This window comes from Pseudomonas sp. HLG18, assembly GCF_051903985.1.
In the GTDB taxonomy this organism is placed as follows: Bacteria; Pseudomonadota; Gammaproteobacteria; order Pseudomonadales; family Pseudomonadaceae; genus Aquipseudomonas; species Aquipseudomonas fluorescens_BT.
Genome location: NZ_CP195831.1, coordinates 1,631,591 through 1,651,770, shown reverse-complemented (window position 1 = coordinate 1,651,770; position 20,180 = coordinate 1,631,591). Strand labels below are relative to the sequence as shown.

General features: G+C 55.4%; 20 protein-coding genes. 12 read left to right on the top strand and 8 right to left on the bottom strand.

What is annotated here, in order from left to right:
- Positions 1 to 183: 183 nt before the first annotated feature.
- From ACSPX5_RS07520 to ACSPX5_RS07495, 6 genes are all read left to right on the top strand, one after another.
- Positions 184 to 870, top strand: coding sequence for a hypothetical protein (locus ACSPX5_RS07520; protein ID WP_439821323.1), 687 nt, complete (start codon positions 184 to 186; stop codon positions 868 to 870).
- 145 nt (positions 871 to 1,015) lie between these two features.
- A complete protein-coding gene (locus ACSPX5_RS07515) occupies positions 1,016 to 3,538 on the top strand; it encodes a hypothetical protein (protein WP_439821322.1) in 2,523 nt (840 codons plus the stop codon).
- A 495-nt stretch (positions 3,539 to 4,033) separates the two neighbouring features.
- Positions 4,034 to 4,393, top strand: coding sequence for a DUF6124 family protein (locus ACSPX5_RS07510; RefSeq protein WP_439821321.1), 360 nt, complete (start codon positions 4,034 to 4,036; stop codon positions 4,391 to 4,393).
- Between the two features lie 246 nt (positions 4,394 to 4,639).
- A complete protein-coding gene (locus ACSPX5_RS07505; protein WP_439821320.1) occupies positions 4,640 to 4,981 on the top strand; it encodes a hypothetical protein in 342 nt (113 codons plus the stop codon).
- Between the two features lie 111 nt (positions 4,982 to 5,092).
- Complete coding sequence (locus tag ACSPX5_RS07500; RefSeq protein WP_207867921.1) at positions 5,093 to 5,917, top strand: AraC family transcriptional regulator; 825 nt, start codon at positions 5,093 to 5,095, stop codon at positions 5,915 to 5,917.
- Positions 5,918 to 5,989: 72 nt separating this feature from the next.
- On the top strand, positions 5,990 to 6,376 hold the full coding sequence (locus ACSPX5_RS07495) for a cupin domain-containing protein (protein ID WP_207867922.1): 387 nt from the start codon (positions 5,990 to 5,992) through the stop codon (positions 6,374 to 6,376).
- On the opposite strand, the gene ACSPX5_RS07490 is transcribed toward ACSPX5_RS07495, so the two are convergent.
- The 7 genes from ACSPX5_RS07490 to ACSPX5_RS07460 form a co-directional block, all read right to left on the bottom strand.
- Entirely contained in the window at positions 6,276 to 6,488 is a 213-nt protein-coding gene (locus ACSPX5_RS07490) for a DUF2256 domain-containing protein (RefSeq protein WP_439821319.1), read from the bottom strand. The two genes, ACSPX5_RS07495 and ACSPX5_RS07490, sit on opposite strands and share 101 nt — an antisense overlap.
- Positions 6,449 to 7,987, bottom strand: a complete 1,539-nt coding sequence (locus ACSPX5_RS07485) for a cryptochrome/photolyase family protein (RefSeq protein ID WP_439821318.1) — start codon at positions 7,985 to 7,987, stop codon at positions 6,449 to 6,451. Before ACSPX5_RS07485 ends, ACSPX5_RS07490 begins: the two co-directional genes overlap by 40 nt.
- Positions 7,988 to 8,143: 156 nt before the next feature.
- Positions 8,144 to 9,454 carry an ArnT family glycosyltransferase gene (locus tag ACSPX5_RS07480; RefSeq protein ID WP_439822011.1) on the bottom strand — a complete coding sequence of 437 codons (1,311 nt, stop codon included), beginning with the start codon at positions 9,452 to 9,454 and terminating at the stop codon, positions 8,144 to 8,146.
- 334 nt (positions 9,455 to 9,788) lie between these two features.
- Complete coding sequence (locus tag ACSPX5_RS07475) at positions 9,789 to 10,310, bottom strand: AidA/PixA family protein (RefSeq protein WP_439821317.1); 522 nt, start codon at positions 10,308 to 10,310, stop codon at positions 9,789 to 9,791.
- 292 nt (positions 10,311 to 10,602) lie between these two features.
- The gene (locus ACSPX5_RS07470) at positions 10,603 to 11,097 is read right to left on the bottom strand and encodes a hypothetical protein (protein ID WP_169430104.1); all 495 of its coding nucleotides are present in this window, start codon (positions 11,095 to 11,097) and stop codon (positions 10,603 to 10,605) included.
- Positions 11,098 to 11,170: 73 nt separating this feature from the next.
- The gene (gene mug / locus ACSPX5_RS07465) at positions 11,171 to 11,722 is read right to left on the bottom strand and encodes a G/U mismatch-specific DNA glycosylase (protein ID WP_439821316.1); all 552 of its coding nucleotides are present in this window, start codon (positions 11,720 to 11,722) and stop codon (positions 11,171 to 11,173) included.
- Positions 11,719 to 12,342: a TetR/AcrR family transcriptional regulator gene (locus ACSPX5_RS07460; protein WP_169430102.1), complete on the bottom strand. Its 624-nt coding sequence runs from the start codon at positions 12,340 to 12,342 to the stop codon at positions 11,719 to 11,721. Before ACSPX5_RS07460 ends, mug begins: the two co-directional genes overlap by 4 nt.
- A 228-nt stretch (positions 12,343 to 12,570) precedes the next feature.
- Here ACSPX5_RS07460 and ACSPX5_RS07455 point away from each other — a divergent pair, with 228 nt between their 5' ends.
- The 5 genes from ACSPX5_RS07455 (at position 12,571) to ACSPX5_RS07435 (ending at position 18,579) form a co-directional block, all read left to right on the top strand.
- Complete coding sequence (locus tag ACSPX5_RS07455; protein WP_323161886.1) at positions 12,571 to 13,695, top strand: HlyD family secretion protein; 1,125 nt, start codon at positions 12,571 to 12,573, stop codon at positions 13,693 to 13,695.
- A complete protein-coding gene (locus tag ACSPX5_RS07450) occupies positions 13,695 to 15,161 on the top strand; it encodes a DHA2 family efflux MFS transporter permease subunit (RefSeq protein WP_207867934.1) in 1,467 nt (488 codons plus the stop codon). Before ACSPX5_RS07455 ends, ACSPX5_RS07450 begins: the two co-directional genes overlap by 1 nt.
- An 18-nt stretch (positions 15,162 to 15,179) precedes the next feature.
- The gene (locus ACSPX5_RS07445; RefSeq protein ID WP_439821315.1) at positions 15,180 to 16,598 is read left to right on the top strand and encodes an efflux transporter outer membrane subunit; all 1,419 of its coding nucleotides are present in this window, start codon (positions 15,180 to 15,182) and stop codon (positions 16,596 to 16,598) included.
- A gap of 22 nt (positions 16,599 to 16,620) precedes the next feature.
- A complete protein-coding gene (locus ACSPX5_RS07440; RefSeq protein WP_169430099.1) occupies positions 16,621 to 17,571 on the top strand; it encodes an aldo/keto reductase in 951 nt (316 codons plus the stop codon).
- Between the two features lie 72 nt (positions 17,572 to 17,643).
- Complete coding sequence (locus tag ACSPX5_RS07435; RefSeq protein ID WP_439821314.1) at positions 17,644 to 18,579, top strand: LysR family transcriptional regulator; 936 nt, start codon at positions 17,644 to 17,646, stop codon at positions 18,577 to 18,579.
- A 45-nt stretch (positions 18,580 to 18,624) separates the two neighbouring features.
- Here ACSPX5_RS07435 and ACSPX5_RS07430 read toward each other — a convergent pair whose 3' ends face one another.
- Positions 18,625 to 18,882 carry a DUF2790 domain-containing protein gene (locus ACSPX5_RS07430; protein ID WP_169430097.1) on the bottom strand — a complete coding sequence of 86 codons (258 nt, stop codon included), beginning with the start codon at positions 18,880 to 18,882 and terminating at the stop codon, positions 18,625 to 18,627.
- 468 nt (positions 18,883 to 19,350) lie between these two features.
- On the opposite strand from ACSPX5_RS07430, the gene ACSPX5_RS07425 reads away from it, so the two are divergent.
- Positions 19,351 to 20,094: an NYN domain-containing protein gene (locus ACSPX5_RS07425; protein WP_169430096.1), complete on the top strand. Its 744-nt coding sequence runs from the start codon at positions 19,351 to 19,353 to the stop codon at positions 20,092 to 20,094.
- Positions 20,095 to 20,180: the final 86 nt, after the last annotated feature.

Genomic DNA, 20,180 nt, shown 5'->3' with positions numbered 1-20,180 from the left:
GAATCTTTGACGCGGTCGAACTCGCCGTCATCCATGTGGCTTTTCTCTTTGGGCTACGTGTCGCGTTTGCTGCGACTCCCTCCCAGCTAAGCTAGGGTTTACGGGACGACAAGGAACGTATACGACATTACGGTAGTGTCTCAATGCGACAGTAATGTCGCCCAATAGTAGTTAGGCGTCATTATGAAGAGTTTTCTTCTCGCAGCAGCGAAACTCGCCACAGCCCTCTTCTTTGCAGGTTTGGCCCTCGCGATTTCGATCGCGCTTTTCTCCTGGGCAACCGATAGCTACAGGAGTAGCCAGGCCGAGCAGTACGAGACCATTAAGGTGTGGTCAGCAGACCTCAGCACAAATCTCGGTTTACAACTTCAGGCTAAGACAAAGGTTGTGTCCGGGAAGCTCTTGTTATCCGTAGATGTCGTCGGATATCCGGCCTACCTATCGGACCCTCGCCTGGCTGACCGAAACCAGAAAGCACAACTCATCATCTACTTCGTCGACCAAGACGGCTTCAGAGTCTTCAGCAAACCAATCGAGCTTTCCGAATTTAGTGGCATCGTAGGCGCGAAGGGCGAGAAAATTGGCCTTCGAACCCAACTTCAAGAATATGTCTCAATCGAGGACTACAAGAGGTTTCAGCATCTTCAGGTCGAATGGACCCTGGAAACCAAGGTACCGCCAGATCTTGCGCTCGATGTAAAGGAAGATCAGAGTCGCCTTGATCACTGCGCACCCAACATATCGCAAGCAGAACGGCTCAAACGCCTATCAAGACACGGAGAGTTACGACAAACAAGCTCCGGTTCTTATTCTGCTGGCTCTCGATCCGTGCACTTTTTTCACGATGGAAAACTACTAAATTGCCAATAAAGAGCTTCTAGCACTGGCCCAGCGATGGGCAACTATCGGCAAAGAGAGCACGTTCAACCAAGGACTGCTTAATGCAAGAAGCCCCCGCCGCAACTCTCTCAAATACAAACATCAGCAATTTTAACCGCCAAATGAGATATACGAAATGGACCTCTCAGAATTCACAAGTTCCATATTTCAGTTCGGCGCAGAGATTAATCAAGCGTTCAATAAATTAAAAGACCCGATAATGACTGCCGCGCAAGCAGCAATCTTGGACGAAAAGAGCTCAATATGGGCAACATTAGTAACCGATATAATTACTATTGCCGCAGCCCTTGGAGCACTCGCACTTCCAATATCATTGAACGTCATCGAGACAACTAGAACGCGTTACAGAAGCCCATCACTATTAAAAATAACTTCCTCGCTTTCAGGGGTAGATACCAAAAGGCTAAACCAACATCTATTTATGGCTTTAGGGTTTTCTCTCGCAGCCAAGTTTCTTATTTCAATTCGAGTGCTTGACTTGATTTCCTTGGTTCCATATTTGTGTGGGCTAACGGTCGGATTCAGCATCGTAGTGTGCCAAGTATACCGACATCTCAAGTTCACTTACACTTTTATGTCTAATATAGAAGCAATTCATGAGCGCATTTATCGGGACATAAACAAATATGCCAACCACAGTTTTTTGCTATATAACGATGAGCATGGGATATTTGTTAGAAGCTTGCTAAAAACAAATAGCCTATTCTCTAGCCGAATTAGAATACAGGATAATATAGCTGCGCTTATGGAGTTGGAGTCGTATCTGCTCTGTGCAGATCCGATCAGAACCAACTTAGATATCCGAATCAGAACTATTTCGTACAAAGCGTTCAACAACCTAGAAAACCATGATGCAAATGAGTTCGCACGTCATTTGCTAGCTTCTCTTCCGTCTGTTTTAGCGACAGTTGAAGTCTCTAGAGAGGTAGATGTTTATCAAAACATCGCTGGCTTTTATTTGAATTTAGCCATGGGCGCAATTCTCGCCAAAGAAGAATACAGATCCCAGATTGGGGTAATTGAAAGAATCGCGAGATTCAGAGAGGATAAGCTTCCTTCATACGGTCGTTTTTGCCGAAATGGCCGCTTATTTCTTAGCTTTGCTAACAAAACCACATCTGGCAATGAAGCCTATATATACCTTCAAGCACACTTTAACTTACTTATCGAAACATCCGCTCGCGAGCAGCCAGAAAACATCCCAGAACTATTGAGAAATATTCGACAAGTAATACAGTTCAAGAGCAACTACAACAAAGGCGCTTGGGACATCCCTGAGAGGGTTGCGGAATTATGGGGATACTCACCCATGGCAGAGTTTGATAAAGATGTTGGCGATACTTATGCTGGAAGATTAGCGACAGACGAGCTTGAAAAAAAAATAGAGACAAAATACAAGCCCGAGATGCAAGCATACATTGAAGGAAAAATTGCAGACAAGATAGTCATCAGAGAAAAACTTGATGCAATAGATGCGGCCTTAAAGGAGTGTTGGCACGGCATAGCACTAAATAGATTTTCTAGCGAAATAGAAATAGAAACCCTTCGGGCCTTATCTACTTTGTTATCCACACACCCAGAGATATTCGTAGAATGTAGGGAGTTACGCAATCCAGCAGGATCGCAATTATTCAATGTGGGGCATTCACCAGTTCCAACCTCTTTGAGCGAGTGCGTCACGGCATTTCTATCTGCGAAGAATTTCTCTGACTCTTATACAGTTCGCAACGACCTCCAAGAATATAAAATAGTAGACGCGATAGGAGCACTTATAGTTTATGAGCTTTGGAATACTTTCATATTGCGCGCAAGTGGTGCGACCATCAAGCCTGAGATGTCTATACCAGCGATACCAAATTGCCAACTTAGCGAATTAAAAGCTGCAGCGCAAAGGGTCTCCCTACTTAAAACATCACTTCTAAAAGCATTAGCCAATACTAGATTTATAGACCGGTTAGGGATTTTAACGGAGCAAGCGTTAACGTTACGGGAATATGCTTGCGAATTTTGCGACCGACTGAGTGTGGTTCTCACAGAGAATACGAGATCTAAGATTGCAAATCAAAAGCTGGATGCTGCATCTCTAGAAAGATTTAAGCGCGAAGTTACCGAGGCGCTTGGATCATCCGTAAAGAGATTTGATTTATTCAAAAGACTCACATTAGGCGAAGTGGCACCAATAGTTTCAAATATTAGTCTCCCGCGCGAAGCTTTTCTTTCGGGGAACGACACATATTACGTGTTCGACACATACGGCTTTAATCTGGCTCAAGAAGTTCACAACTGGCTAAATGCTCAAATACTACTCCGCAATCAACAGACTGAGAACTCAGAATTCACACTACCCACTCGCAAAGCGGAATGGATGATTTGCTCATCTAACGCGCTGAAAAAATTTCAAACAGCTGGATTTGCAACCTCTGGTCGAAACATTACATGGCCTGACGGGAGGGGTAGTATGAAATTCATTGAAATCAATTGCGATGGCTGTGGGTATTACTTGGTTTTTCCTGGTGAAAGTCTGATTAAAGTTAGCTATGCTCACCAAGAAAATGAACTTCCAATAAGTATTAGCTTTACCGACAATGGTGAGTGCGTCGATTTCAAGATTGAATATTATGTTAGTGTTCGGCAATGAGGTGTAGTGAATCCTCCCATTTTATAGACATTCTCCAATGACTGCTTTTGCCGATAGCGGACGCTCGCAACGAGCAACGCGGTCTTGAATCGCACCTTGATAGGTGAGCTGGCTCACGTTCCTCATGTCGATTATCAGCGGTTTACACAGCCACGTTTAAAGTCATCCGCCGTAACCTCCCCAAGGCTACAACGCCTTGCGTCATTGCCTACGACTACGCCAGAATCCGCCGGCTTGTGCGTCTGGCATGCGGGTCTTATCGTTTCGGGGTCACTGAAAAACAGTGATCGGGTTTGGTAGCCCGGTATTCCAGGCGCATGGCGCCACCTCTTTGCAGGGATCGTTCTCGTCTCTGCTTTTTTATGGTGGCCGTGCGCAGGGCTTCTTCGGAAGCGCCGGGTTCCTGGACCGGTCTACCAACCTGAGCATGGCCGCCACCCTACGTTTGGTAGCGAAGGTTGATGGCTCCTAGATAGCTTTCCAGGAGATACATCCATGATCAAACCAACACCCAACCCTCCCGAAACCGACCCAACCTCCCCCTACGAATCCCCCAACTCAAAAAAACTCCACGACGCCGCCGAGCGTGCGCTGGATCACTACCTCTTCCCCGCCGCCGGGGTCATGTCGTCCTGCAACGAGCCCGAGCGGATGTACCTGGCCAATCCGAAGTTCAACACCGAATGTTTGCTAGCCAATGCCAGCGAAACCCTGAGTTCTGCGAGCGAGATGCTCAGTAACTTCGCCGCCCTGCTCGATCCCTCGAACCGCAAGACGGCGCTGGGTATTGCGCAGGTGGTGATGATTGCCGAACTGGCGGTGAATCAGGCGCTGGATCACGTCGAAGTGGTGTAACCGGCTGGTTCCTGTAGAAGCAGTCGATGGCTGCTTCTACAGCGCCATTCGTTGAGTGTTTTTGTTGCAGGAACGGATGCGATTTCGGCGGGTATGCGATACCTTGCGGCCACGAAACCGGCTTGTATTCATGGAGGAAACATTGCGAATTTACATTGCAGGGGCTTCGTGTGCGGGCGTGGTCACGCTGGCTCGAAACAGCGTTGACTCGATGTCGCCGAATGTCATTCGTGCGTTGTCGCAAGCATGAAACTAAAACCACTCCTCATCAGCCTTCTCTGCTGCATCAGCCCCCTGTCCCAGGCAACCGACGTCCCGATCAAAGAACACATGCCCTTTGTAAACGCCCGAAAGGCCTTGATCAAAAACGGCTGGAAGCCGAACCCGACCTACACAGGTGAATACGGGGTCGAAAACATCCTTCAGAGAAAAGGCTTCACTGAAATCGAGTCGTGCACGATGGGTCTTCAATTCTGCAGTTTCAACTACGTCAGGAACGGCGTCTGCCTGGGTGTGGCGACTGTAGGGGAAGAGGTCAAAGACATGAAGGTCTATTCCTGGAACTTCACATGCCCTGAGCAGGATTGAGATCCCTTTTTAATGGTCACGCCCCAAGCGGACATCTAAATACCTGCACTTGTATATTCCCGACAGACAGATCTTCACCACTAACGCGCTGAATCAGGAAGGCACACGTTTATGGATCAGAAAAATGGCCAGGCTGGCAATGTCGACTGGGTCATCCGCAGTGTTCAACCTGGAGGAATCGAGCGAATCGAAGCGTGGTTTGGCAGCCACGGCTACGATCCGCATCGCCATGACACCTATTCGATCGGTCGAACGTTGGCAGGCGTGCAGAGCTTTCACTACAAAGGCTCGCTGCGCCACGGTGTTCCCGGCAACACGCTCGTGCTTCACCCCGACGAACTCCACGATGGTATGGCCGGCACCGATGCAGGCTTTCGTTACCGTATGGCCTACGTTGATCCCGCACTAATCCAGAACATCCTGGGGGGAGAACCCTTGCCCTTTATCGCGGGGGGAATTTCGAGCGATCCGCGTCTGTTCCATGCCAGTGCAGCTTTCATGCAAGCAATGGATCATCCACTGGAGACACTGGAGGAACAGGACGCGCTATTTGACTTGGCAATGGCGTTGCGTGCCGTCGGTGGCAAGCCACGCGGGCGCAAGCGTCTGGATTACTGTGCAGCCGAGCGCGCCAGAGCGTTCATCCTGGAACATCTGCATTCATGCATTACGCTGGAGATGCTGGAGCGTGCCAGTGGGCGCGAACGCTGGAGCCTGTCACGCGACTTCAGAACGCTTTACGGTACGAGCCCTTACCGATTCGTCACCCTGCGCCGCCTGGATCGGTTCCGCGCATTGGTGCTTGAAGGTTTCACTCTGGTGGATGCCGCCCTCGTCGCGGGTTTCCACGATCAAAGTCATATGACGCGACATTTCACTCGCTGCTACGGAATACCACCCATGCGCTGGCTGGAACGATTGCGGGCCGCACGCTGACTTGCAGGATCGTACAAGAGTGCCCTGCTCCATGCGCTATAGGCTGGCGACTTCAACCACAGAGGATCCGTCATGTCAGTGCACCGTCATCACCAATCATCAGTTCCTGTAAACCTGATACGCAAGGCTTCGCTCATCGAACAGCAATGGAGCCCCAGGGTTGTTGCAGAGATGAATGACTACCAGTTCAAGGTTGTGCGAATCGAAGGCGAATTCATCTGGCACTCACATCCTGAGACCGACGAAGCATTTCTTGTCCTGGAAGGCACCCTGCGCATAGACCTGCCGGAAGGCTGCGTCTATGTGAATCCGGGTGAACTCTATGTGGTACCCCGTGGCGTTGAACATCGGACGGCTGCTAAAGGTGAAGCAAAACTGATGATGATCGAGCCACGAGGTATTTTGAACACCGGACATGAAGATGACGAAAGAACGGCCTTGAATGACGTCTGGATATAATCCAACGCACATCCCGCCATGTGAATGGAAGGCCGCAGGTCGCGCAGGTTTTGATGGGGGGCTCGCTTTTTTTCACAGCGACTCCCCATCGTCCAATTGCTTGAGCAACCACTCGCCGCGCTGCCAAAGCGCCTGTTGTTTGGATTCAGGCATGCGGTCGAGGTTTTTGTAGATGATGCTCATGCGTTGGTTGCCACGCAGTCGGTCGCCATGACGCATTAAAAAGTGCCAGTAGAGCGAGTTGAACGGGCAAGCGTCGTCTGTGGTGCTTTCGCTCACTTTGTAAGCGCAACCACGGCAATAGTCGGACATGCGTTTGATGTATTGGCCGCTCGCACAATAGGGTTTGGAACCGAGATAGCCGCCATCGGCGTGCATGACCATGCCCAGGGTATTGGGTAGTTCCACCCAGTCGAAGGCGTCCATGTAGATCGCCAGATACCACTCACATATTTCACTCGGTGCGATACCCGCGAGCAGTGCGAAGTTGCCGGTCACCATCAGTCGCTGGATGTGGTGCGCGTAGGCATGTTCCAGGCTCTGGCTGATGGCCTGGCGCATGCAGTTCATCTGTGTTTTACCTGTCCAGTAGAACTCTGGAAGCGACCGCGTATTACCAAAGGCATTTCCCTGGGCATAGTCCGGCATCTTCAGCCAGTAGACCCCTCGGATATACTCACGCCAGCCGATCAGTTGTCGAATAAAGCCTTCGGCGGCGTTGAGTGCAATGCTGCCGGACCAATAGGCAGATTCCACATCACTGCAAAGCTGGCGAAGATCCAGCAAGCCGATATTAAGTGCCGCGCTTATACGAGCATGAAACAGAAACGGCTCATCGCTGGCCATGGCGTCTTGATAGTCGCCGAAGGCTGCCAGGCCCCAATCGAGAAAGTAATCCCACAGGGTCTGAGCTTCGGCGTGGGTGACCGGATAGTCGAACGTGTCGAGGGCGCCATAGTGACCGGAGAAGTGTTTGGCAACTAACGCCAGCACATCCCGGGTGATTGCGTCTGGCGTAAAACGGGCCGGCGAAGGCGGCCTGACGCCCTTGGGCAAGGCTTTGCGGTTTTCCGCATCAAAGTTCCAGGCACCTCCGACCGGGGTGCCGTCACCATTGAGTAACAACTTGCTCTTGCGGCGCATCTCTCGATAAAAGTACTCCATGCGCAGCTGTTTTTTGTCCTGCGCCCAGTGAGCGAAATCGGCACGTGAGCAAAGAAAGCGACGATCGGAATGCCACTTGATCGCCAAGCCACAGTCCCTGATTGAATGCTCCAACCGCCAGTCACCGCACTCCGTGATGTGCAGTTCATCCGGTTGCAGGCGTGACTGCCAGCGGCGTAATTCGCTCGGCACGGAGCCGGTATTTTCCGGATCATCGAGCGTTACGTACTGCACCCTGATTCCCCTCTGCTGCAACGCTTCGGCGAAATGACGCATAGCGCTGAAAATAAGAACAATCTTTTGCGGATGATGAGGAACATGGCTGGCCTCTTCCATCACCTCGACCAGAAGCACCGTATCGCGCTCTTGATCCAGCCCCTGCAGAGAAGCGAGGTCGAAAGATAATTGGTCGCCCAGGACGAGGCACAATCGGCGAGTCGTATTCATCAATCAGGTTCCAGTTGATGGGGGCGTACAGGCCCAATGACTGCGTAGATGTGATCCACAGAACGGCTTTCAAGAAGTGAGGGCTTGAATTCTTATACAAGAAATCAGAAATGTACAATTTTATTGCAGAGTATCGACTGCGACACGCCAAGCGCTTCACCAAAACCAATACGGCAAAAACTTCGGCGTAGGCTCGATCATGAGTTCCAGGTGGTAGGTGATGGGGTTGAAGAAGAACATATCCAGTATCAGAAACGCCCCTACCCCAAACGACAGTGTCATGAACTCACGGTAGCGATGCCCGGCGAAGTACTCGCGCCTGGCATGGTAAAAGCTCAACAGCGCAAACAGCCCTGAGCCTGCACCCAAGTAGTTGGGCTGCAATGGGACTTGGGCGAAGTTGTTGTACACCAGCACCGACAACAGCAGGCCCAAACCCAACACTGGCAACTTGAGACAAAACTGCATCAAGCCGTTTTTGGCGCGTACGAATGTCGCTTCATGGCTGACAAAGAGGTAGGCCGCCAACAGGGAAATGGCCGGTGTGATTGCCAGTATGTAGCGTGCTTTCTTGGAGCTTGGGATCGTGAACAGTACGAGCAGTACCAACAACCACCCCGTTAAGTAGAGCAGCAGGTCGATGTCTTTATCGCGGGTCGAGCGGAAGAACAGTTTGTACTTCTTCAGCATCACGTTGATGGCGTAAAACACCGTAATGCCATAGGTAAACAGGCCTGCGGAGAAGTAGAAGTAATAGCGCGGCGCGTGGTCGGAACCGAAGCGTCCGATGCCCTGCATGTTCAGCACTTCTTCCAGGAACGCTGGCCCCCCTTGCGCGTAGGCTGCCCATGCCAGCAGCACAACGCCAACGGCCAGAATCAGGCCCGATAGAAATGAAAACAGCAGCAACATGCGCCACTGGCGGCTCAGAACGTAGTAAGCACCAATCACACTTGCCGGCCCGATCAAACCGATCGGCCCACGAAACGCAAAGCCCAGCGCCAGGCCCACGAACAGAAACGCCAGGCGCCGCGGGTCTTTTTTCATTTCGGCCGAATAGGCCACGTAGAAGCACATCACCGTAAACAGCGCCGGATAGATATCCAGTGCCAGCGAGTTCACGCCATCGAGAAAGGCCCAGGTCAACAGGCTGAAAAGTACGCCGTAGGCGCCCCACTTCTTGCTGTGCAGCGCCCCCAACCGATAAGTGAACACCAGCATCAGCGACGCGGCCACACAAGACGGAAATCCCATTGAAAGAATGGACACCCGGCCGAACGGCAAGGAAACCAGATAGACCAACAAGGTATTGAGGACGGTGTAGTCGGGATAAGGCTTGAGGTCGTCGGCAATGGGGAACAGCGTGACGCCGTGCAGCAACATGTACTCGGCAAAGTCGACAAAACGTGTGGTGTAGTTGAGAACAGCCGGTTTGTACTGCAACACCATGAACATGGCCAGTGTCATGAAAAAAATGCTCAGGCATGGATTTCTTGCAATCAATCCTTTCAACATGCCTGCCCGCCAAGTGCGCTCTACAACAAGCGGGGCATCATATCGATCCATCGTTAACCCTTTAGTGAAGTTGTTCTTTTTGGCCAGAATCCTGAAGTTCCGATAACGCAGATATTGAAGTTATGTTTTCCGGAAAGTTGAATTTGAGCCTAGCCCACGGCAGGGACTATTCAAGCATGACGCGCCCCAACACTCCCTGAACAAGACGGATGAAAGTCAATAAAAAGCCCGGCCAGACACCTTCGTCATTGACGAAGAGTATCCAGCCGGGCTTTTGGCTGTTCAGTTACTGGTTATTGACGGTGATGTAGGGGTCCCAGGTGTGGTCCGGGCCAATCTGGTTAAGGTCACGGTCGTACAAGGCAAACTCGATGGTGTACCAGAGCTTGCCTGGATTCAGAGCAGTGGCTTGCCACATGGAATACGTTACATCGGTTTTGGAAATACCGCCGGGAGCCCCCTTGTTCAGATAGATCACCACACCCGGTACGTTGAAAGAGACCGGTGGCGAGATGGTGCCTTTGTAATCGCCGCCCTGATGAGGATCGCCGGGCTGGACGTTCTTGATCTGGGCGATGCGGTCGAAGTTGCGCGACAGCGTAGTGGCACGCCAGCGGATGTTGTCGCCGGTTTTGACATCGATCCACAACTCGTTGCCGCCTTCGCCGGTGTTGCCACTGGCATGGGGATCGACGGCATCGCGCGTTACCAGCATGGAAATCGCACCGCCGACGTCACCGGGATGGGCAATCAGGTAATCGGCATCGATATTGACGAGCACGTCGTAAGTATTGGTCGCACTGGACATTTTGCTGCTCCTTGTTGGAATGGCAGAAACGACCGCGCCCGCAAAGGCTGTCCGGCTCATCCGGTCCCTGGATGCGGTCTGCGGAGAACGATAGGAGATGGCTTTGTGATGTCAACGTGCGATCAGTTGACGCGGGGAAAACGCAGCGAAACACGCCGTGACCAAAGTGTTGATCCAGGGCTGCCCGGGTCGATCCCCTCATCGACTACAAGGCAATTTCTGACAGATTGAACTGCAGAAGACGTACAGACTTTGCTGGCGTTTGCCGGGCAACAGTTCCCTTCAGCCTTCATCAGCCTTTTTTGTCGCTGCCTTTTATGTTTTCAATCAGGTCAACCACATAGTCCTGGTTGAAACCCGCGACAAATGACCAGAACAGCAACTTGGCGTAGGCCGCGTACCCTTCTGCATGTTGGCAAAAGATGTCATTGAAGATTTGCTTCAGACATTGTGGATCCTCATCCGGAACGATCACCGGAAACAGATCGCCCCGGATAACGCCGGAAAGGAACAAGAGGTACAACAGCCCCGCCAGTATCCCGCCTATGAACGAAGGCAGGATCAGCGCGAACCATGATCGGGAGAGGTTTTCGATTTCCGGGTCGGTGAGTATCGACAGTCGTCGGTGAAACCCTACATAGCCTCCAACGTTCCCGGCGATACAAACGATAAAAGGCACTTTGTAGTCGGGCAGACTGTAAGTGACGGCAATCGCCAGCACCAACAGGGCGATGAAAATCCAGAATATGCGCTTCCAGATAACGTTGAGGTCTTCCTGACGATTCATGATCAGCTCCCTGATCCTGGCCGTGTACTGATTTTCTAGACGATAGACGAATCCTGTCGCGCACAGGGGGGGATCAAACCGGAAAATGCCTCGAAGGCCCGCTTCCGAAGCCAGGCGCACCCTCGCGGGAGGCCCGATAAAGCAGTCGATATGCCGTCACCAATTGATCCTGATTGAACGCCAGATTGCGGCCGCTGGGGTTGGGCAGGATCCACACATTTGCTCCGCCGAACGTCCTGTCCTGCGCGCCCCATCCAAACGTTTTTTTCCCGGACAAACCGGCATAGGCAGCCTTGCCGAGAAACGCCACATAACGCGGCGCATAACGTTTGATCTTGCGCTCAAAGTCCCCCGCCGCTGCGGTGAATTCCTGCGCCGACAGTTGATCCGCCCGTGCCGTCGGCCGCTCGACCACGGCCGTCAGCCCGCAGTGAAACTGCAGGATCGAGCGATCGTCCTGCGGGCTGAGCTCGTGGGGCGTGAAACCGGCCAGGTGCAAGGTGCGCCAGAAGCGGTTGCTGCGTCCGGCGAAGTGATGTCCCTGCTCTGCCGCCAATAACCCCGGATTGATTCCGCAGAACACCACGGACAGGCCTTCGGTCAGGATGTCCTCAAGCCCGTTCAACCGCAGATCACCTTCACCGCATCGCGCGCCTGACCCGCCAGTTCTTCGCGGGATTTACCGGCGCGGGCACGGATCGAGATGCTGTGCAGCAGCGATGATGCGAGCATCGCCCGCGCCGCTGCATCGACATCGCCGGTCAGTTCACCGGATTCGATCGCCCGTTGCAGACGGGCTTCAAGATCGGCATCGAGCTGGCTAAGGCGGCGGGACAGCACGTTGCGGATTTCCGGGTCTTCGACCGCTTCGGTGGTGGCTGTGCCGATGGCGAAACAGCCGCGTGGCTGGCCGTCGCCGGAAAAGTAGATCGCAAGTTGCCCTTCGTAAAATGCGATGAGTGCCTGTTCCAGGGTCAGGCTGCTGTCGTTCAGCGCGGCCTGCATGGCGGCGTGGGCGGAGGCCCAGTATTGGTCGAGCGCCTTGATGTAGAGCGCGTGTTTGTCGCCGAACGCGGCGTACAGGCTGGGGCGGTTCATGCCGGCGGCGCTGGCGATGCTATCCAGTGAAGCGCCGGAATAGCCGGTGTTCCAGAACACGCCAAGGGCCTGCTGCAGCGCGGTTTGCGGGTCATAGGCCCGTGGCCGGCCACGGCCTTTTCCTTCTGTCGGTTTATTTTGTGCCATGTCGTACAAATTCCTTGCGGGGAAATGAAGTCGCTCATATTCTTACACCATCGCACAAAATTAAGGAATCAGAAATTCCTTGATCGGCAGGTTTGTTGTAACAGCGCTCGAACCGGGTCCGGCGACGACGAAAACAGCGGCACGGAGTGATCCTCCCCCGCCGCGAATGGATTTGATGACTCACGCATTCAATGCCGTCCAGGCGCCCAGCCTTTTGGAGAGCCGTTCATGACTCAGCAATTCGATCTCACCGCAGAACAAGCCCGCGCTCACCCCGTCGACGCGCCGCCGAAAATACCGCTCAAGCAGAGACTGCGTCCGGTCTTCATGTGGGGCCTCCCCGCGCTTTGCGCCGCGATTGGCTACGGCCAGTACGTGGCCAACGAGCCCTTCGTCTCCACCGATAACGCCTACGCCCGCGTGGCCAAGGCCTCGATCAACGCACGGATTTCCGGGCAAGTGGTCGAGATCGCCGTGGACGACAACCAGCCAGTACGCAAAGGCCAGGTGCTGTTTCGCATCGACCCCAAGCCGTTGCAGATCGCCGTTGACCGGGCCGAAGCGCAACTGGCCAACGCACGCCTGCGCATCGACGGGCTCAAGGCCAGTTATCGCCAGCAGCAAGCCGAGCTGCAATCGGCGAAAGCCTCGGCGGATTACGACCAGAAGGAGTTCGCCCGCAAGAAAGCCTTGATCGCCACCGAATTCGTGTCGAAGGCGCTTTTCGAGCGCGCCGAAACTGACCTGAAAGTCTCGCGCCAGCGCATCGCGTCCATCGAGCAACAGATCGCCAACACCGTCGTCGCGTTGAACGGCAACCCGGACATCGCCCTCGACAATCACCCGACCGTGCGCGAAGCCAAGGCTCAGCTCGATGAAGCGCAGTTGTATCTGTCCTACGCCACGGTGACGGCGCCGGACGACGGCATCGTCGCCAAGGTCGATGATTTGCAGGTGGGCAACTACGTCAACAACGGCGCACCGGCGTTTGCGCTGATTTCCGACCGGGAAATCTGGGTCGAGGCCAACTTTCGCGAGACCCAGTTGACGCACATGCGCCCCGGTCAGACCGCGACCGTCACCCTCGATACCTACCCGGATCGCCCGCTCAAGGCGCACGTGATCAGCATGAGCCCCGGCGCCGGTGCCGACTTCGCCCTGCTGCCGCCGGAGAACGCCACCGGCAACTGGGTGAAAGTGGTGCAGCGGGTGCCGGTGCGTCTGGAACTGGACGAGGCCGACTCTGCCCTGCCGCTGTTCTCCGGCACCAGCGCCACGGTCAAAGTCGACACCGGGCATCGCTCGCCCTGGTGGCATCCGCTCAAGTCGTTATTGTCTGCGGGTAATTCGTGATGAACAGCTCAACAGCCGATGCGCGGGCACTGCGGTTTGTCGTCCTGCTCGCCACCTATATGCAGTCAGCCAACCTGCCGTTGCCGAACGCCGCGCTGCGCTTGATTCAGGGCAGTCTGTCGATGACCGACGATCAGGCCGGGTGGATTTTCACGTCTTATCTGGCCGCGAGCGCGATCACGATGCCGGTCGCGCAATGGCTGGCCGGACGCTTCGGTTTGAAACGGGTTTACCAGACCTCACTGCTGCTGTTCGCCCTGGGTCTGTGGCTCGGCACATTGGCCGGCACACCGCTTGAATTCATCGCTGCCCGCATCCTGCAAGGTCTGGCCAGCGGCGTGATTGCGCCGTTGTCGATGGCCATCGCCCTGGAGACATTGCCAGCAGAAAAGCGCCCTGCGTTCGGGCCGAAATGGACGGCGCTGGTGCTGTTCGGCATCGTCAGCGGCCCGAGCATTGGCGGTCTGATTTGCGAGTATTTCGACTGGCGGCCGATGTTCTACCTCAGCCTGCCGCTGACGGCGTACATCTTCATGGTGGTGACTTTGTTGCTCGCCGAGAAGAAAGCGGACCCGCGCCCGACGTTCGACTTTTTCGGTTTCGCCAGCTTCACCGCCGGCATGATCGGCCTGCAGATGCTGCTCGATCGCGGCGAACGGCTGGACTGGTTCGACTCACCGGAAATCTGGATCGAAGCACTGACCTGCGCACTCGGCCTGTACCTGTTCGTCGTCCATACGCTGACCCGCAAGACGCACTTCCTCAGCAAAGGCTTGTTCGGCGACCGCAACTTCATGCTCTCGACTGTGATGTTCTTCGCCTTGGGCTTCGTGCTGTTGTCGACCATGGCCCTGACCTCGCCGATGCTCGATGAAATCCTCGGTTATCCGCCGGACACCACCGGGTTGCTGACCGTCCCCCGTGGCATCGGACTGGTGGGGGCGTTTCTGCTGATGATGCGCGCGCCGGCGTGGATCGATGCCCGGTTATTCGTCGCGGCCGGCATCGCGCTGGTGGTGTACGCCAACTGGCTGATGCTCGGTTACTCGCCGCTGATGGACTGGACGCCCGTGGCGGTCAACGGGTTTATCCAGGGCGTCGGTCTCGGCATCCTGATGCCGGCGCTCAGCAAGACCGCGTTCAGCACCATCGACCCCAAGCTGCGCCCGGAAGCCACCGGTTTCTTCAACCTGATGCGGGTCTACGGCAGCACCCTCGGCGTGGCCGTGGTGCAGATCTTTTTCTTCAACAACACCCAGACGGTGCACTCGGCGCTAGTCAGTCAGCTGACGCCTTATCGCGTGGCCCTGCCGACGTCGTTGCCGGCGCTCGAAGGCCTCAACCATCTGGTCACCCACCAGGCGGCGTTCGTCGCGGTGATGGGCCAATTCAAGATTCTGATGCTGGCGATGCTCGTCGTGAGTCCGCTGGTGATGTTCCTGCGCAAGCCTGTTGCGGCCAACTGATGACGTGGAGTCTGAACCATGAAAGCTTCTATGCGCTTCACCCCGCTGGCGATGCTGGTGATGTTGTCCGCCTGCACCGTCGGCCCTGATTTTCAGCGGCCTGCCGAGAGCCCGTCGCAGCATTACGATCAAGCGGCCGAACAGCATTTCGCCATGGGCCAGCGGATCAACGGCGACTGGTGGGCGGCATTCCGTTCGCCAAAACTCGATCAAGTGGTACGCCGCGCCATCGACGGCAACCTCGAACTGGCGGCAGCCGATGCCACCCTTCGCCAGGCCGCCGCTTCGGTCGCGGCGGCGGAAGGTGCCTTGTATCCGCAGGTGGATTTCGCTGCTTCTGCCGGGCGCCAGCGCACCCACAATGGGCCTGAGCCGGTGGTCTCCAATTTCTACGGGATCGGGCCACGGGTCGCGTTCGATCTGGACGTCTTTGGTGGCAACAAACGCGCGGTCGAGCAGCAACAAGCGCTGACCGATCTGCAAAAACATCGCTACGAAGCAGCCTGGCTGACCTTGACCGGCGACGTTGCCAGTCAGGCACTCGTGCTGGCGTCGGCCAACGCGCAGATCCAGGCCGTGGAAACCCTGCTGGCCAACGACGCGAAAAACCTCGATCTGGTGCGCAGGGCTCAAACGAGCGGCACCACCACCCAAATCGACGTGTCGCTGGCCGAAACCCGCCTTGCACAGGATCGCACGCTGTTGCCGCCCCTCGCCCAACAGCGCGATGCGGCCCGTCACGCATTGTCGATTCTGACCGGCAAAGGCCCGGCGGACTGGATCGCGCCGGACTTCAGCCTCGATGAGTTCGCCTTGCCGTCGAACATCCCGGTCAGCCTGCCATCGGCCATGGCTCGTACCCGGCCGGACATTCTCCAGGCTGAATCCGAACTGCACATCGCCAGCGCGGCGGTGGGCGTCGCGACTGCCAATCTCTACCCGCATGTCGAGCTGTCAGCCTCGCTGATGCAAGCCGCGTCGGGTAATGGCGGCGCAGCACTCTGGGGATTTGCCGCCGGTCTGACGGCGCCGATCTTCAATGGCGGCACGCTCAAGGCTGAGCGCGAAGGCGCCGTCGAGGGCTACAACGCGTCGCTCGCCCGCTATCAACAGACGGTGATTCAGTCCTTCGGCCAGGTCGCGGACACCTTGCAGGCGCTCAACCACGGCGCCGAACAAAACCTGGCGCAGGACGACGCCTTGCGCGCCGCCGACACCAGCCTGCGCCTCAATCGCCAGGCCTACGCCCAAGGCGAAACCAGCCTGCTGCAAGTGCTGGAAGCCGAACGCGCCTATCAACAGGCGCTGCTCGGGCAGATTCAGGTGAAGACCGCACGTTATCTCGACTCGGTGCGCCTGTTCGTTGCGCTGGGTGGCAACTCGGTGGGTGTGCTCGATCAGAAGCTCGCCGCCCGCAAAACCTCAACACTTCTTTAACGGCAGATACCGGAGACGCAACATGACCTACGAAGCTTTCCACGATGAACTTCGCGACACCCGCATGCCGTTGAACAACGGCGCAGGCTCGATGCCGGCCGTGGGATTCGGCACGCTGTTTCGCGACTTGAGCACCACCACCGAAGCGGTCAAATGTGCGCTGGAAGTGGGCTTCCGCCACTTCGACTGCGCCGAGCGCTATCGCAACGAAACGCAGATTGGCGAGGCTTTTGCGCAAGTGTTTTCGGTGGGCGAGATCCGCCGCGAAGACGTGTTCATCACCACCAAGCTGTGGAACACCAACCACCGCCCCGAGCGGGTGAAACCGGCGTTCGAAGCCAGTTGCCAGCGGTTGCAGGTCGACTACCTCGACTGCTACCTGATCCACACGCCGTTTGCCTTTCAGCCCGGTGACGATCAGGATCCGCGGGATGTGTTCGGGCACGTGATCTACGATGGCGAAACCCGTTTGATCGACACTTGGCGTGCACTCGAAGCGCTGGTGGATGAAGGCCGCTGCAAATCCATCGGCCTTTCCGACATCACCCTCGATGCGCTGAAGGACATTGTCGCCGCCGCGCGGATCAAGCCGGCGGTGGTGCAGATCGAATCCCATCCGTACCTGCCCGAGTGGGAGATGCTGGAATTCTGCAAGGAACACGGCATTATCCTGCTCGCCTTCGCCCCACTGGGGCATGGCATGGAGCCGAATGTGCTCGAGGATTCCGTACTCACCGGGATTGCCCGGCACGTACGCAAAACCCCGGCGCAAGTGGCCCTGGCCTGGGCGGTGCAGCGGGGTACGGCATTCCTGACGACCTCGGCCAACCCGAGCCGGATTCAGGAAAACTTCGATATCGCGACCTTGCCGCATCGGGCGATGCGCGAGATCAAGGAAGAGATCACGACGCGAATCCGCTTCAACTCGGTGGTCGAGACGGGCGTACCCGGTTTTATCCCCCGCAAAAAGTGACACATGGCAAAGGGGCGGCCTCCTGCGAGGCCGCCCCTATACTCTTTCCACCTGACTGTTGAGACGACACCGATGGACGTCTTCCAAAGCATGCGCTTCTTCATCGCCGTCGCCCAAAGCGGCAGCTTCACCGCCGCTGCCGAGCTGCTGGACACCAACACCACCAACGTCTCCAAAGCCATCTCGGCTCTCGAAGCACGCCTGCACACCCGGCTGATCAACCGCACCACCCGCCGTCTGGCCCTGACCGAAGCCGGTGTGCGCTATCTGGAACGCTGCGAAAAAATCCTCGATGACGTGCGCGAAGCCGACGAAGAAGCCGGCACCGCCCGGACCCTGCCCGTCGGCCGCTTGAAGATTCACACCATGTCGGCCATCGGCAACCACTACGTGATCGACGCCATCGCTCGCTATCGTGACATCCACCCCACGGTGATGTTCGACCTGACCCTGACCAACCGCGTCCCGGATCTGCTCGAAGAGGGCTTCGACATGTCCATCGTGCTGGCCCGTGATCTGCCGGATTCCGGCTTCGTCGCGCAACGCCTGGGCATCACCTACAGCGTCCTCTGCGCATCGCCTGCCTACGTGGCAAAGCGCGGCCTGCCGCAAACACCCGGCGAACTCTGCGAACACGAGTGTCTGCGCATCGTCAACACGGTGATGCCGGTAGAAAACTGGACGTTCGAAGGCCCCGGAGGCATGGAAACCATCACCATTCCCGTGTCGCCCTTTCACATCAACACCGCCGACGGCATGACCATCGCGATCAGAAAAGGCATGGGTATCGGCATTCAGCCGATTGCTTCGGCCGTGGACGGTTTGAGGGCGGGAACACTGGTGAGGATATTGCCGGAGTACCGGCTGGAGGAGTTGAACCTGTTTGCAATCTATCCGTCGCGCAAGTTCGTCGATGCGAAGATCAAGACCTGGGTGGAATTTCTGAAGCAGTCGATCCCGCAATTGCTGGCATCGGATGAAGACGTCGTTGGAACGAAAGCATTCTGAGCGTGGCTGGCATGGAGTGTCGACCCTCCATCCCTTGCACCGGGCTCAACTGGAACAGCCAGTGCCCATCACTTGATATTGCAGAACGTGGCGCTCGCCATGGGAGTCTTCGTAGGTCATCTGCACCGGCACCGGGGCGCATTCGTTGGCCGGTTCAGTGATGGAAATGACGTGTTCGATGTCCAGATTTGTCGAAGAGCTGTAAGTCTCGACCGGGAGATTCGCCGCGTCCGCATTATCGGCGTAAGCGTGTGCACCGAAGCTGCCAAGCATTAAGACCAGCGCGATTTTCTTGAGGCTCATGATGTTCACCGTCTCGTTGAGGACCGTGTTTGTTCACGGATTGGAGACGATGCTAAGGGTTGGAGTGGTGCTGAAAAATCGGCTGGCTGGACAAACACTGTTGCTGGATTTCGTATGAATCAGCGTTACGAATGATGTTGGCGAATCAGTACTTAAACACCAACGTTTAAACATCTGAAATTCGATACTTGAGCCTACAAACCCTTGCGCAAGTACCTACAAATTTGCCAGAAAGCGCCGGCTTTCAGAGTTCGCCCTCAAACCGTATGCTTTTTCCGTCACTGCCCATCGACTGAACGCAGAAGACATTCAGGATCGAAGGTTATCCCTTGATCGACTCAAAGAGTGAACGGTTGACGCCATCGTCATCGCTCCCTAATCTGCCCACATCCCGCCCAAGGCAGTAAGCCGTCCTAATCATCCAGGACGTGCCAAACCCTTGGGCGTTTTTGTTTTCAGGAAGAACGCATGCCCACAGCAGTTTTGGTTGACGGCGCCTACTTCATCAAGCGATTTCGAAGGATCGAGCCCCACAATGCATTCAATGCTGAACGGGCCGCTGATCTCGTCCACCGATGGGCGACGGCGCATCTGATAACCAGGATGCCATCTCGCCCAAACTGCCCGGCTTCAAGGCTGCAACAGCCCTCCAGAAAAGACCTTTACAGAATATTCTTTTACGACTGCCCTCCTCTGGACACCAAGCAACACAACCCCATCACAAAAAAACTCGTCGATTTCTCCAAATCAAGAGAAGCCGTGTTTCGAAAAGAGCTGCACATTCGGTTGCGAAGCAAACGAAAACTGGCATTGCGTCTGGGACACCTTTCCAAAGATGTGAAATGGACAATCAAACCTTCGAGGATTGCCGAGCTACTTAAGGGAAAAATCCAGATAGCAGACCTCACCGAAACCGACGTCAGCATCGAGACCCGACAAAAAGGTGTTGATATGAGAATTGGTGTCGATGTCGCATCACTTTCTTTCAAACAACAGGTCGATCAAATCGTCCTGATTGCAGGTGATGCGGATTTTGTACCTGCGGCGAAGATGGCTCGGCGCGAAGGTGTTGATTTCATACTCGACCCGATGTGGCAGAGCATTCCAGATAGCTTGATGGAGCATATAGATGGACTGCGTTCAACATGCCCCAAGCCCGCGCTTCGACCGGTATCAAACGATAACACTGCAGCTTTGAGTTCATCCGAGTGATCCATCCTCTGGCGTGTGGCCAAGGGGATGAAGCTGTTTTGGCCAGGGGGCAGCGGCTACCTTTCCTGAAGCGGTTGCCAAATTCC